Genomic DNA, 13,322 nt, shown 5'->3' with positions numbered 1-13,322 from the left:
CACGTCGAACGAAGCCGCACGTCAGACATGCTCATATACCGTTCGTCCGCCGACAATGGTGCGCACCACCCGGCCTGTAAAGCGGGCCTCGTCGAACGGGGTGTTCTTGCAGGGCGACTTGAGGTCGGCGGGATCGACCACCCAGGGCACGTCGGGGTCGATCACGATGACATCCGCGGGGCTGCCGGCGCGCAGGGTTCCGCCCGACAGGCCGAGCAGCTCGGCCGGGCGGGTCGACATCGCGCGGATCAGCGTCTTCAGCTCGATCTCGCCGTTGTGGACCAGCCGCAGGCCGGCCGGCAGCATGGTCTCGAGCCCGACGGCGCCGGGCGCGGCTTCCGCGAACGGCAGGCGCTTGCCCTCGACGTCCTGCGGATTGTGGTCGGACATGATGACATCGAGCAGACCGGAGCCGATCGCCGCCACCAGGGCGCGGCGGTCGTCCTCGGTGCGCAGCGGCGGCGACAGCTTCAGGAACGAACGGTAAGGACCGATGTCGTTCTCGTTCAGCGCCAGATGATTGATCGAGACCGAGGCGCTGACGGCGAGCCCGGCATCGCGCGCGCGCTGAAGGATGTCGAGGGAATCGATGCAGGTCAGCGACGCCGCGTGGTAGCGGCCGCCGGTGAGGGCGACGAGGCGCAGATCGCGCTCCAGCATCACGGCTTCGGCGGCATTCGGGATGCCCATCAGGCCGAGCCGCGAGGCGAACTCGCCCTCGTTCATCACGCCTTCGCCGACAAGATCGGGGTCCTCGGTGTAATGCACGATCAGCGCGTCGAAATCGCGCGCATAGGTCAGCGCGCGGCGCATCACCTGCGCATTGGTCACGCTTCTGGCGCCATCGCTGAAGGCGACGGCGCCAGCGGCTTTGAGCAGGCCGAACTCGGTCATCTCCTGGCCGTGCATGCCCTTGGTGAGGGCGGCCATCGGCTGGATGTTGACGATCGCGGTGTCGCGGGCGCGGCGCATCACGAAGTCGACCGTTGCCGAATTGTCGATCACCGGCGAGGTGTCAGGCTGGCAGATGATGGTGGTGATGCCGCCGGTCGCGGCCGCCTGGCTCGCGGTGGCAAAGGTCTCGCGGTGGCTGAAGCCGGGTTCGCCGACGAAGGCGCGCATGTCGATCAGGCCGGGTGCGACGATCTTGCCGGAGCAATTGACGATGTCGGTGCCCTCGGGGACGCCGGCAGCGCCGATGCCGCGGCGGGTCTCGCGAATGCTGCCGTCGGCGATCAGGACGTCGCCTACCCCGTCGAAATCCCTGGAGGGATCGACGACGCGGGCATTGGCCAGCAGGATGGGGCGGCGATCGGTCAGCATCGGCATCACGCGTTCGGCAGGTTACGGGCGAGCGCTTCCAGCACCGCCATGCGCACGGCGACGCCCATCTCCACCTGCTCGCGGATCAGGGATTGCGCACCGTCGGCGACGGCCGTGTCGATTTCGACGCCGCGGTTCATGGGGCCGGGATGCATCACGAGCGCGTCCGGCTTGGCGTAAGCGAGCTTCTTCTGGTCGAGCCCGAAATAGTGGAAGTATTCGCTCGACGAGGGCACGAAGGAGCCGTTCATGCGCTCGCGCTGCAGCCGCAGCATCATGACGATGTCGGCGCCGTTGAGACCCTCGCGCATGTCGCGCGCGACCTCGACGCCCATGCGCTCGATGCCCGGCGGCAGCAGCGTGGAGGGCCCGACGACGCGGACGCGGGCGCCCATGGTGTTAAGCAGGATGATGTTGGAGCGGGCGACGCGCGAATGCATCACGTCGCCGCAGATCGCGACCACGAGCCCCTCGATCCGACCCTTGTTGCGGCGGATGGTGAGCGCGTCGAGCAGCGCCTGGGTCGGATGCTCGTGCGCGCCGTCGCCGGCATTGATCACGGAACCGTCGACCTTACGGGCCAGCAGTTCCACGGCGCCGGAGGCGTGATGGCGCATCACCAGGATGTCCGGGTGCATCGCATTGAGCGTCATCGCGGTGTCGATCAGTGTCTCGCCCTTCTTGATGGACGAGGAGGCGACCGACATGTTCATGACGTCGGCGCCCAGCCGCTTTCCCGCAAGCTCGAACGAGGATTGGGTCCGGGTGGAGGCCTCGAAGAACAGGTTCACCTGCGTCCGTCCGCGCAAGACGGTGCGCTTCTTGTCAACCTGGCGGTTGAGCTCGACATATTCTTCGGACAGGTCGAGGAGGCCGCTGATGTCGGCCGCGGAAAGGCCCTCGATGCCCAGCAAATGCCGGTGGCCGAGGACGAAGGTCGATTTCGATGTCATTAAAAGCAGAGCTATAGGGGCGGACGGCGGGGGGAGCAAGCTTCAAATCCCGCCGCCGGACTTATCCACGGCGCTTTGCGGCGGAGGCGGCGCCGCCAGCCGGTGTTCGGGGCAGCCGCTTTGCGCTAGACTCGCAACATTGGTTGCGTCACGGGCTGGATCATGACGGGCACGCGGTATTTTAATCGACTGGCGCGCAATGTTGCTGCGCTCGCGACCGCGTGCATGGCTGGCCTTGCGACACCGGCTTGGGCCGAAAAACGCGTCGCACTCGTGATCGGCAACGATCTCTATCCGAACCTGCCGGCCGACCGGCAATTGAAGAAGGCCGCCAATGACGCAACGACCGTCGCCGACGCGCTGAGGTCGCTCGGGTTCGACATCGTGCTCGGGACCAATCTTGGCCGCCAGGGCATGATCGACCGGCTTGCGGATTTCACGTCGCGGCTCGTGCCGGGCGATACCGCCGCCGTGTTCTATGCCGGACACGGCGTTGCGATCGCAGGCGTGAACTACCTCGTGCCGAGCGACGTTCCCACCGTGAACGAGGGCGCCGAGGCGCGGGTGCGCGGGGCCTCGATCGCCGAGACCGACGTGATCGCGGAGCTTCAGGCCAAGGCAGTGCGGGTCGCCTTCGTCGTCATCGATGCCTGCCGTGACAATCCGTTTCCACGCGCCGCGGGACGTTCGATCGGGAACACGCGGGGGCTTGCTGACGCCCGGCCCGCGCGCGGGATCTTCACGCTCTATTCCGCAGGCATCGGCCAGACCGCGCTCGACCAGCTCGGCAGCAACGATACGGCGCACAATTCGGTGTTCACGCGGACATTCGTCGAGCAGCTCAAGCGGCCCGAGCTGCATCTCGGCGACCTCGCGGTCGAGGTGCGCGAGCGCGTGGCGGCGCTGGCGCTGACGGCGACGGATGCCGGAGGACAAGCAGCACCGCACGAGCAGACGCCCGCTTATTACGACCAGACGCTCGGCGGGCGCATCTTTCTCTGGAATGCGGAATCGTCGAACGGGGCGCCGAAAGTGGCGGGCATGCTGGCGAAGCCGCCGGCAAGGCCTGCTGTCGCGGAGCGCGCCACCATGCGTCCGCCGCGTCCCTCCGCGGCAGGCGAAAGCTGCGCCCGCAGCGGCTTCGAGACCTATTGCGTCAGCTCGATGCTGAAGCCGCAATTCGGCAATTCGTACGGCGCAGCGAATTTGTTCGACGCCTCGACGGGGACGGCCTGGGTGGAGGGCGCATCCGGCAACGGCATCGGCGAATGGATCACCATCGAGTTCGAAACCGTGCGGCGGGTCAAGTCGATCCACGTGCACAACGGCTACCAGAAAAGCCCCGACATCTTCGCCAAGAACAACAGGGTTCGCCAGATCCGCGTGCTGTTCTCGGGCGGCGAGTCGCAGACCTTCATTCTCGACGACAAGCTGTCGGCGCAATTGCTGACATTGCGGCCGCCGGTGTCGGCCCATTGGATGCAGTTCATCATCGACGATGTCTGGGCCGGCAACAAATATACGGACACGGCGATCACGAAGCTTCTGGTCAACTCGGATCCGATGCAATGACCGCAAGGACCGGAACCGCGGCGCGCGTCGCGCTTGTCGTGCTGCTCGCACTATCGTTTCTCGTTCCCGTGCGGGCGCAGAGCTTGCCCGGTGACTTCGTCTATCTGCGCGATATCGATCCCAGCATCATCCAGGATGTCCGTTACGCCACGTCGAACAATTTCGTCGGCCGTCCGCTCGCCGGCTACCAAGCAGGCGAATGCGTGGTGAAGCGCGAGGTGGGGCTGCGGCTGAAAGCGGTGCAGCAGGAGCTGGCGGCGCAAAATCTCTCGCTCAAGATGTTCGACTGCTACCGGCCGGCGCGGGCCTCGCTCGACATGGTCAAGTGGTCGCAGAACGGCCGCGAGACGGCGTCGGAGCGGCGCTACAATCCGAAGATCCCCAAGACCGAGCTGTTCCGCCTCGGCTACATTGCGAGCCGCTCGCAGCATTCGACCGGTGCGGCACTCGATCTCACGCTGGTCGATCTCAGGGCGGACAATTCTGCCAAATATGATCCAGCCAAGACCTATGCGGATTGCACGGCGCCGGTCGAGGCGCGGGCGCCCGAGGGCAGCGTCGACATGGGCACAGGCTACGACTGTACCGACCCGAAGGGGCACACTGCGGCACCATCGATCACTCCGGAGCAGCGCGCCTGGCGCAAGCGGCTGGTGGCTGTGATGGCCAGGCAAGGCTTTGTGAACTATTCGAAGGAGTGGTGGCATTTTTCGCTGCCGGGGGCAGGCGGGGCGGCCTATGATTTCCCGATCCAGCCGCGACGGAACTGATTCCGCGCCGAGGACGCAAAATGACCCAGCCCACATTTGCGACCCACGAGGTCTTCAACCAGTCGCCGCCGTTCGAGGACGTCGATCTTTTCGCCGTGGACCGACCGCTGGTCGGGGCGGTCAGGGCCAATGGCGGCGCGGCGGCGGAGCGTGAGCTCTCCGAGTTCGGTCGGCATTGGGGCTCGGCGGCGATGGCCGATCGCGGGCGCCTCGCGAACGAGAACACGCCGAAGCTGCGCAGCTTTGATGCCAAGGGCAATCGCCGCGACCAGGTCGAGTTTCATCCCGCCTATCACGAGCTGATGGCGCACAGTGCGCATGCCGGCGTGCACAATTCGACGTGGATGGCGGACGGAAAACCTGCGGGCGATGCCACTGAGGTCATTCGTGCCGCAAAGTTCTACATGGCTGCGCAAGTCGAGACCGGCCACCTTTGCCCGATCACGATGACGCGCGCCTCCGTCGGTGCGCTGGCGATGCAGCCTGAGTTGCTCGCGCGCGTGATGCCGGTGTTGTCGACCAAGAGCTACGATCCGAGCTTTGCGCCGTGGTGGCAGAAACGCGGCATGACGCTCGGCATGGGCATGACCGAGAAGCAGGGCGGCACCGACGTGCGCGCTAACATGACGCGTGCGGTGCGCGACGGGGACGGCTATCGCATCACCGGCCACAAATGGTTCATGTCGGCGCCGATGTGCGATGCGTTCCTGGTGCTGGCGCAGGCCGAAGGCGGGCTGACCTGCTTCTTCATGCCGCGCTTCGCGCCGGACGGATCGGTCAACGCCATTCAGTTCCAGCGGCTGAAGGACAAGCTCGGCAACCGCTCCAATGCCTCATCCGAGGTCGAATTCACGGGCGCCTATGCCGAAAGGGTCGGCGAGGAGGGCAAGGGCATCCGTACCATCATCCAGATGGTGCAGCTGACGCGCCAGGATTGCGCGATCGCCTCCGTCGGCCTGATGCGCTCGGGGCTTGCGCATGCGCTGCACCACGCCCGGCATCGCAGCGTGTTCCAGAAGCATCTGGCCGATCAGCCCCTGATGCAGGCCGTGCTGTCGGACATGGCGCTGCATGTGGAGGCGAGCACGGCGCTGGTGATGCGGCTCTGCCGCGCCTTCGACCGCACGCCGCACGATGCGGCGGAGGCGGCCTATATGCGGCTGCTCACGCCCGCGATCAAATACTGGACCTGCAAGAGCGCGCCGCCGTTCCTGTTTGAGGCGATGGAGTGCCTCGGCGGCAACGGTTATGTCGAGGACGGCATTCTGGCGCGCCACTATCGGGAGTCGCCGGTCAACGCGATCTGGGAGGGCTCGGGCAACGTGATGTGCCTCGACGTGCTCCGCGCGCTCTCGCGCGAGGGCGAGGCGGCGACGGCGGTGCTGCAAGCGCTGGCGGCCGAGACCAAGGGGCTGCCGGGGGCGGGCGAGGCGGCCAGCTTCATCGGCAAGACGTTTCGGCGCGCCGACGGCGAGCGCGTCGCGCGGCTTGCGGTCGAGAAGCTGGCATTGCTGGCCGCGACGGCCGCGCTCAATGGCGTGTCGCCGCGCCAGGCCGAATTGTTTGCCGCGACCCGCCTCGCGACGAACCATGCCGGTATGTACGGCGCGGTCGAGCTCGACAGCGCCGCCGTGCGCGCGCTGCTGGAGCGGGCGCTGCCGTGAATCTCCAAAACGAAAGCCAGCTGATGGACTCCCTCAATCCCGATCATCCGACGCTGACCGCGACGCCGGCGGCGCCGCGTGTCTGGAAGTTCTGGGGCACGGCGGTGTGGGGCCTCTTCATCTTCGTTGCGATGTTCGTCGGGCAGATCGGCGCCGTCCTTCTGCTGGCGGCGCAGCGTGGTCTACCCATGGACCTCGCTTCGCTGCAGGTCGTCGGCCGCGAGCCCCAGACGCTTGCGCTCTCGGTCATCATGGGCTTGCCGGCGACACTGGCCGCGGTCTGGCTCGCCATTCGCATCAAGAAAGCTTCGTTCATCGATTATCTCGCGCTGCATTGGCCGTCCTGGAAGCAGCTGCTGTTCGGCGCCGTCGGCCTCATCCTGATCGTGCTGCTCTGGGAGACGATGTCGCGCGCCCTCGGCCGCGAGGCGACGCCGGGCTTCATGACCGATCTGTTGAAAACGGGCCGCGACAAGGGCGCCGCGCTGCTGCTGCTGGCCGCATTCGCGGTGGCGGCGCCGATGTCGGAAGAGGTTCTGGCGCGAGGCTTCCTCTATCGTGGCTGGTCGGCGAGCTTCCTGCGCGCACCCGGCGCGATCCTGATGTCGTCGCTGGTGTGGACAATCGTCCATCTGCAGTACGACATGTACTTCCTCGCCGAAGTCTTTGCCATCGGCCTGTGGTTCGGCTACATGCGCTACCGCTCCGGCTCGCTGTGGCTCACCATCGTGCTGCACGCGCTGAACAATCTCACCGCGGTGGTGCTGACGATGTGGCTGGGGAGCTAGGCCGCAACTTCGTCATTGCGAGCGCAGCGAAGCAATCCAGAATCTCTCCGCCGCGGCAGTCTGGATTGCTTCGTCGCAAGAGCTCCTCGCAATGACGAGGTCAGAGAGGTGCGCTCGAATTGACGAGTGCTAGGCCGCCAGCCCGATCGCGATCGGCATTGTAATGGCTGCAAAGATCGTCTGCAGCGTGATGATCTGCGCCAGCAGCGGGGCGTCGCCGCCCATCTGGCGGGCGAGGACATAGGCGCTGGACGATGTCGGCACAGCCGAACAGATCGCCACGATCGCCAGGCTGTTGCCGGAAAGCCCGAACCAGAGACCGAGCCCCATCGCGAGCGCGGGCATCAGCAAGAGCTTGAACACGACGCCGACAGCTGCGCCGAGGCTTGGACGGAAGAGCCCTTCGAGATGCAATCCCGCGCCTGTGACGAGCAGGCCGATGGCGAGGGAGGAACTGCCGAGCGCGTCTGCAACCTCATGCCAGAGCCTTGGCAACGGCACGTGGGTGACATTGACAGTAAGGCCGATGACGCAGGCCCAGATCAAGGGATTGCGCACCAACGTCATGAAGATGGCGCGGCCGGATTGCTTTTCCGGCGATGCGTAACGAGCGAGCACCGACACGCTGAACACGTTGACGAGCGGGATGATCGCCACCATCGCAACGGAGGCGAGCGCCAGCCCGACATCGCCGAACAGATTGGCGGCGATCGACAGCGCAACGAAGGTCTGCCAGCGCGTCGCCCCCTGGAAGATCGAGGTGAAGGCGGGGCCGTCGATGCCGAGCCGCGACAGGGCGGGGCGCAGCGCGAGGCACAACAGCGACATCGCCAGTGCCGACAGCAGCAGCGCGCCGCCGACGCCGGCGACCGGCACCTTGGAGAGGTCGGCTTTTACCAGGGTCTGGATCAGCAGCATCGGAAACAACACGAAATAGGTCAGCTGCTCCAACCCGTGCCATTGCGTGTCGAGTCGCATCAGGCTGCGCTTCAGCACGATGCCGAGCACGATCAGGATGAAGACCGGCAGCAGCGCCGCGATGACGACGGCCATGGATCAGTCCGGTCCCGGGCTCGTGCGAAGATTGGCAAGGCGATCGAGTGCGCCTTGCAGGATGAAGATCGCGGCGTGCTCGTCGATCACCTCGGCCCGCTTGGCGCGGCTGACGTCCATGCCAATCAGCTCGCGCTCGACCGCCGCGGTCGAAAGACGTTCGTCCCAGAGACCGATGGGCAGCGCGGTCAATCCGGCCAGATTGCGCGCGAAGGCGCGGGTCGATTGCGCGCGCGGCCCTTCGCTGCCGTCCATGTTGATGGGCAGGCCCAGCACGAAGCCGACCACCTTGCGCTCGGTGGCGATGGCCAGCAGCCTGGCGGCATCCTGCTTGAACTGCTTGCGCTGGATCGTCTCGACTCCGGTCGCCAGCCGCCGGTCCGGGTCGGATACGGCAACACCGATGGTCTTGGTGCCCAAATCGAGTCCGACCAGCGCGCCGCGCGCGGGCCAGTGGGTTGCAGCATCGATGAGAGGCAGGATAGGAGCCGGCATGGCTTTAGCGCATATCATGCGTCGCGCTGCGGGGTGAACTGATAACCATGGATGCACTGACACTATTCGGCCTGTTTGCCGTGACGGCGATGCTGGTCTGCTATGCCCTGGAGGATCGCAGCCACTGGTTCGTGCTGCTGTTCGCGGCGTCCTGCGCGCTGGGGTCGGCCTATGGCTTCCTGCAAGGCGCCTGGCCGCTCGGCCTGGTCGAGGCGATCTGGGCCATCGTGGCATTGCGGCGGTGGCAGGTGAGGCCGCGGTGACGGAGGGGTGGGCGAGGGGCCTGCCGCGCGGCAAGCGGCTCCTCGCCCGGTTTTCAGCTCAGCGGATCGCGATCGGGTTGATCATGGCCTGCACGGCGCCGGTCCAGCGCGGCTGGCCCAGCACGAACAGGAATTCGTAGCCCTTGTCCCGGGCGAGCGCGGCGGTGTCCATGTTCTCGAGGATATAGGTCCCGTTCATCGCGAGCAGAATCTGGTGGACCTCGAACACGGTCTTGCCTTCGAACGGCAACACCTCGAGCCCCCAGGTGTCGGCGCCGACCGCGACGACGCCCTTGCCGGCGAGGTACTTCGCGCCTTCGACGCCGAGGCCGGGCTCGCCGGCCGAGTAGCGCTTGTCGTCCTTGCCGATCAGGCTGAGCCAGCCGGTGTGGAAGATGACGACATCGCCCTGGCGGATCTCGACGTTCTGCTGCTTGGCGGCTTCCTCGATCTCCTTGACGTTGAAGGCGGTGCCTTCCTTCACCACGTCGGTCTTGAAATAGGCGGCCATGTCGAGCAGCACGCCGCGGGCGACCATCGGCGGCACCTTCTCGATGCCGAGCTTCTTCAAGCCATTGGGATCGGCGAAATCGGCCAGCTTGTTGCCGTTGTAGTAGACGTGCTCGACGCCGAGATGGCCGAGCCCGTCGAGCTGGCTGCCGATGCCGACCCAGCTGTCGAGGATGTCGTCGTTGTAAGTGGCCTTGTTCGGACCGAGACCCGGGGTGCCGGCCTGTCCGGGCTGCACAATGGTGAGCTTGAAGGTGCGCGGCGGGTAGGCGGGCGTCTGCGGCGTGACGGGGATGCCGAGGGCGTAGGTCTTGCCGGTCTTCACCAGCGATGCCGCCTTCACCACGAGCTCGGGCGTCATGTAGTTGGCGGCGCCGATCTCGTCGTTCGGCCCCCATTTCGATTTGGTCCAGTCCTGTGCGCTTGAAGTTCCTGAAATCGCCGACAACGCGGCGACGCAGCACAACACGAGCGTATTGCGCATCAATAGTCCTCCCGATGTTTTCTGCCGATGTTTTGGCTTCGTTTATGGTTTCGCGCTGGCCAGTCACTTATCCTAACGTAGAAGAAGCGCGGGCTTCAAAGCTTTTCGAAGTGCTGCGCTGCGATGGCAGCACGCAGCGCGGATCGATTCAAACGCGATGGATTTGTGACGAATTTCGTGGCGTGGAACGTTGGCGCTCCGTCATGCCGCGATGACGTCCTCGTCCTTCTTCAGGCAATCGGCAAAACCGCTCAGCGCGCTGTATTGATGTCCGGCGCGGCGCTGGATGAAGAGTGTTTCGACACGTGCATGTGACGGGCTCAGCGTGTGGACGGCGACGGCGCCGTTCATCGCGCTGCGTTCCACGACGGCGCGCGGCAGCAGGGTCACGCCCATGTCGGCGGCGACGCAGCCGATCATGCCGTCGAGCGTGCCGAGCTCGAAGCGCGCCGCCGATGGCCAGCCGAATTCGACGAAGATCTGTTCGAGCCGCTGGCGATAGGTGCAGCCGGTGCGGAACACCAGCGCGGTCGGACCCGACTCCGGCGTGCCGGCGCGCAGCTCGGCGAGCGAGGCCCAGCGGCGCGCGCTGACCAGCACCAGCTCTTCGCGGAACGCGCTCGTCGCGGTGAGGTCGTCATGCGTGATGGGTCCAGCGACGAAGGCGCCGTCAAGCGTGCCGTCGAGCACGAGGGCGACGAGGTCGGCGGTCGGCGCGGTGCGCAAGGAAAGACGCACGGCCGGGAAGCGGCGGTGGAAATCGGCGAGCAGCGGCGGCAATCGCACGGCTGCCGTGGTCTCCATCGAGCCGATCGCGAGCGGTCCTTTCGGCTCGCCATCGTCGCGCGCGGCGAGCAAGGCTTCGCGCGACAGCGCCGCCATCTTTTGCGCATAGGGGAGGAGGCGCTTGCCGGCACCGGTCAGCGTCATGCCGCGCGAGTGCCGCTCGAACAGCGGCGTGCCGATCTCCGCCTCCAGCGCCTTCACGCGCTGGGTGACGTTCGACTGCACGGTGTTGAGCTCCTCGGCGGCGCGGGTGATGCCGCCGGTGCGGGCGACCGCGGCGAAGGTCTTGATATCGCTGAGTTCCATGGTGTCGTTTTGCTTTTGAGATGGCAGCGTTCGCAACAATTCAATTTTCGAGAATGCTAGTCGCGCCTAGTCTCGCTGTCCAGATCGGGGAGGAGCCGTATGCCGATGACGACGTCGCTGACCACGCTGCTGGGGATCGAGCATCCGATCCTGCTGGCGCCGATGGATGTCATTGCCGGCAGCCGCCTGGTCGCGGCGGTGAGCCGCGCCGGCGGGTTCGGCATTCTTGGCGGCGGCTATGGCGAACGGATCTGGCTGGAGCAGGAGACGGCGAAGCTCGCCGACCTCAGTGCACCGTTCGGGATCGGCTTCATCACCTGGAGCCTCGCCAAGCGGCCCGAGCTTCTCGATGTCGCGCTCGCTGCAAAACCAGTTGCGATCATGTTGTCGTTCGGCGATCCCGCGCCGTTCGCGCCCAAGATCAAGTCCGCCGGCGCGCGCCTGATTTGCCAGGTGCAGGACGAAGCGATGGCGCGGCAGGCGCTCGATGCCGGTGCTGACATCCTGATTGCGCAAGGCACGGAGGCGGGCGGTCATGGCGCTTCGCGCACCACTGTCGATCTCGTGCCCGCCATCGTCGATCTCGTCGCGGGGCGCGTTCCAGTGGTAGCGGCTGGCGGCATCGCGGATGGGCGCGGCCTCGCGGCCATGATGATGCTGGGCGCGAGCGGCGTGCTGCTCGGCACGCGCTTCTATGCCAGCCAGGAGGCCGACGGTGCGGAGGAGGCCAAGCGCCGCATCTGCGCGGCGAACTCCGGTTCGACCGTGCGCGGCATCCTCTTCGATCTCTCCCGCAACAATGTCTGGCCGGCGCCGTTTACCGGGCGGTGCCTGGTCAACGATCATGCCAAGCGCTGGATCGGCCGCGAGGTCGAGCTGATGCAGAATGTTGCCGCAGTCGCTTCCGAGTATGCGGCAGCAAGGGCGGCGGGCAATTTCGATGTCGCGGCCGTGATCGCCGGCGAGGCGGTTGGGTTGATTCATGATATCCCACCGGCGGCGGAGATCGTCGAGCGGATTGCGGCGGAGGCGGAGCAGTTGCTGGCAGGACGCCGGAATTCAGCGAGAGGTGTTCTTCCTTCTCCCCTTGTGGGAGAAGGTGGCGCGCAGCGCCGGATGAGGGGTTCTTTCCGCGGAGAGTGAAGTCAAATCTGAGAGGTCTGCTTCCGCGGATGCAAACCCCTCACCCGTCTCGCCGCTATCGCGGCGATCCACCCTCTCCCACAAGGGGAGAGGGAAGAGCGAATGCGAGGCAAGCATCATGTGGCCTGACCGTCGACTGATCGATCTTTTCAAGACCGAATTTCCGATCGTGCTGGCGCCGATGGCTGGCGTGATGGATGCGGACCTGGTGATTGCGGCTGCGCAGGGCGGGGCGCTGGGGTCGCTGCCGTGTGCGATGATCTCGCCGGAGAAGGCGCGCGAGCAGGTTGGTCTCATCCGCCAGCGCGTCAAGGCGCCGGTCAACATGAACTTCTTCTGCCACACGCCGGTCGAGTTGACGCGCGAAGCCGAGGCGCGGTGGAAGCAGCGGCTCGCGGGGTACTATTCCGAGCACAGTCTCGATCCCTCCGCGCCGATCGCGGCTGCGAACCGCGCGCCGTTCGATGCAGCGTTCTGCGAAGTGGTCGAGGAGCTGAAGCCGGAGGTCGTCAGCTTCCATTTCGGCCTGCCGGAGCAAGCGCTGCTGCGGCGCGTCAAGGCGGCGGGTTGCCTCGTCATCTCGTCCGCGACGACGGTGAAGGAGGCGGTCTGGCTGGAAGAACACGGCGTCGATGCCGTGATTGCGCAAGGTGCCGAGGCGGGCGGCCATCGCGGCATGTTCCTGACCGACAAGATCGCCGAGCAGCCCGGCACCTTCGCGCTGGTGCCGCAGGTCGTCGATGCCGTGAAGGTGCCGGTGATCGCGGCGGGCGGCATCGCCGACGGACGCGGCATTGCCGCGGCCTTCGCGCTCGGTGCCGCCGGCGTGCAGATCGGCAGCGCCTATCTGCGCTGCCCGGAATCCAAGCTCAGCGCGGGCGGCCGCAAGGCGCTGGCCGAGGCGCGGGACGATTCCACCGTCATCACCAATGTCATGACCGGCCGGCCTGCGCGCGGGGTGCAGAACCGGCTGATGCGCGAGGCCGGTCCGATCTCGCCGGATGCGCCGCCGTTTCCCCACGCCGCGACGGCGCTGGGGCCGCTGAAAGCGGCTGCCGAAAAGCAGGGCAGGGTGGATTTCACCAATCTCTGGGCAGGGCAGGCCGTTGCGCTGGGCCGCGAGCTTCCCGCCGCCGAATTGACCCGGGATCTCGCCAAATCGGCGCTGGGGCGCATGAAGACCCTCGCCGGATAGGGGGAAGCGCCGGTTGC

Annotated in this window: 13 protein-coding genes; 7 read left to right on the top strand and 6 right to left on the bottom strand. The window is 66.3% G+C overall.

Translation table 11 applies throughout. The features are described 5' to 3' along the window. Positions 1–21 precede the first annotated feature (21 nt). Positions 22–1,323, bottom strand: a complete 1,302-nt coding sequence (locus tag I6F12_RS18640; RefSeq protein WP_036015131.1) for a dihydroorotase — start codon at positions 1,321–1,323, stop codon at positions 22–24. Between the two features lie 5 nt (positions 1,324–1,328). After that, positions 1,329–2,276, bottom strand: a complete 948-nt coding sequence (locus I6F12_RS18635; protein WP_036015092.1) for an aspartate carbamoyltransferase catalytic subunit — start codon at positions 2,274–2,276, stop codon at positions 1,329–1,331. A 225-nt stretch (positions 2,277–2,501) separates the two neighbouring features. Here I6F12_RS18635 and I6F12_RS18630 point away from each other — a divergent pair, with 225 nt between their 5' ends. Genes I6F12_RS18630 through I6F12_RS18615 form a run of 4 tightly spaced genes read left to right on the top strand, consistent with a single transcriptional unit; the run spans position 2,502 to position 7,070 of the window. Then, the gene (locus tag I6F12_RS18630) at positions 2,502–3,848 is read left to right on the top strand and encodes a caspase family protein (protein WP_225156972.1); all 1,347 of its coding nucleotides are present in this window, start codon (positions 2,502–2,504) and stop codon (positions 3,846–3,848) included. Further along, a complete protein-coding gene (locus tag I6F12_RS18625) occupies positions 3,845–4,618 on the top strand; it encodes a M15 family metallopeptidase (protein ID WP_225125094.1) in 774 nt (257 codons plus the stop codon). Before I6F12_RS18630 ends, I6F12_RS18625 begins: the two co-directional genes overlap by 4 nt. 20 nt (positions 4,619–4,638) lie before the next feature. Further along, complete coding sequence (locus I6F12_RS18620) at positions 4,639–6,282, top strand: acyl-CoA dehydrogenase family protein (RefSeq protein WP_225125095.1); 1,644 nt, start codon at positions 4,639–4,641, stop codon at positions 6,280–6,282. Between the two features lie 23 nt (positions 6,283–6,305). Beyond that, entirely contained in the window at positions 6,306–7,070 is a 765-nt protein-coding gene (locus I6F12_RS18615) for a type II CAAX endopeptidase family protein (protein WP_109143514.1), read from the top strand. A gap of 129 nt (positions 7,071–7,199) precedes the next feature. Here the strand turns inward: I6F12_RS18615 and I6F12_RS18610 are convergent, their stop codons facing one another. Both I6F12_RS18610 and ruvX read right to left on the bottom strand, forming a co-directional pair. Next, the gene (locus I6F12_RS18610; protein ID WP_225125096.1) at positions 7,200–8,123 is read right to left on the bottom strand and encodes an AEC family transporter; all 924 of its coding nucleotides are present in this window, start codon (positions 8,121–8,123) and stop codon (positions 7,200–7,202) included. Between the two features lie 3 nt (positions 8,124–8,126). Continuing rightward, positions 8,127–8,618 (bottom strand): Holliday junction resolvase RuvX, encoded by a 492-nt coding sequence (gene ruvX / locus I6F12_RS18605; protein WP_036025537.1) that lies wholly within the window; start codon positions 8,616–8,618, stop codon positions 8,127–8,129. 47 nt (positions 8,619–8,665) lie between these two features. On the opposite strand from ruvX, the gene I6F12_RS18600 reads away from it, so the two are divergent. After that, positions 8,666–8,881 (top strand): hypothetical protein, encoded by a 216-nt coding sequence (locus I6F12_RS18600; RefSeq protein ID WP_225125097.1) that lies wholly within the window; start codon positions 8,666–8,668, stop codon positions 8,879–8,881. A gap of 58 nt (positions 8,882–8,939) precedes the next feature. On the opposite strand, the gene I6F12_RS18595 is transcribed toward I6F12_RS18600, so the two are convergent. Beyond that, positions 8,940–9,875, bottom strand: coding sequence for a cyclase family protein (locus I6F12_RS18595; protein WP_036015077.1), 936 nt, complete (start codon positions 9,873–9,875; stop codon positions 8,940–8,942). Positions 9,876–10,076: 201 nt separating this feature from the next. Continuing rightward, complete coding sequence (locus I6F12_RS18590) at positions 10,077–10,967, bottom strand: LysR family transcriptional regulator (protein ID WP_036025534.1); 891 nt, start codon at positions 10,965–10,967, stop codon at positions 10,077–10,079. 99 nt (positions 10,968–11,066) lie between these two features. Between I6F12_RS18590 and I6F12_RS18585 the strand changes: the two genes are divergently transcribed. Beyond that, entirely contained in the window at positions 11,067–12,110 is a 1,044-nt protein-coding gene (locus I6F12_RS18585; protein ID WP_225125098.1) for a nitronate monooxygenase, read from the top strand. A gap of 118 nt (positions 12,111–12,228) precedes the next feature. Further along, positions 12,229–13,305: a nitronate monooxygenase family protein gene (locus tag I6F12_RS18580; protein ID WP_225125099.1), complete on the top strand. Its 1,077-nt coding sequence runs from the start codon at positions 12,229–12,231 to the stop codon at positions 13,303–13,305. Positions 13,306–13,322 lie beyond the last annotated feature (17 nt).

The sequence above is a fragment of the Bradyrhizobium sp. IC4059 genome (assembly GCF_020193615.1).
GTDB classification, from domain to species: domain Bacteria; phylum Pseudomonadota; class Alphaproteobacteria; order Rhizobiales; family Xanthobacteraceae; genus Bradyrhizobium; species Bradyrhizobium yuanmingense.
Note: the sequence above shows the minus strand (reverse complement) of the source record. Positions and strands in the feature narration are given on the sequence as shown.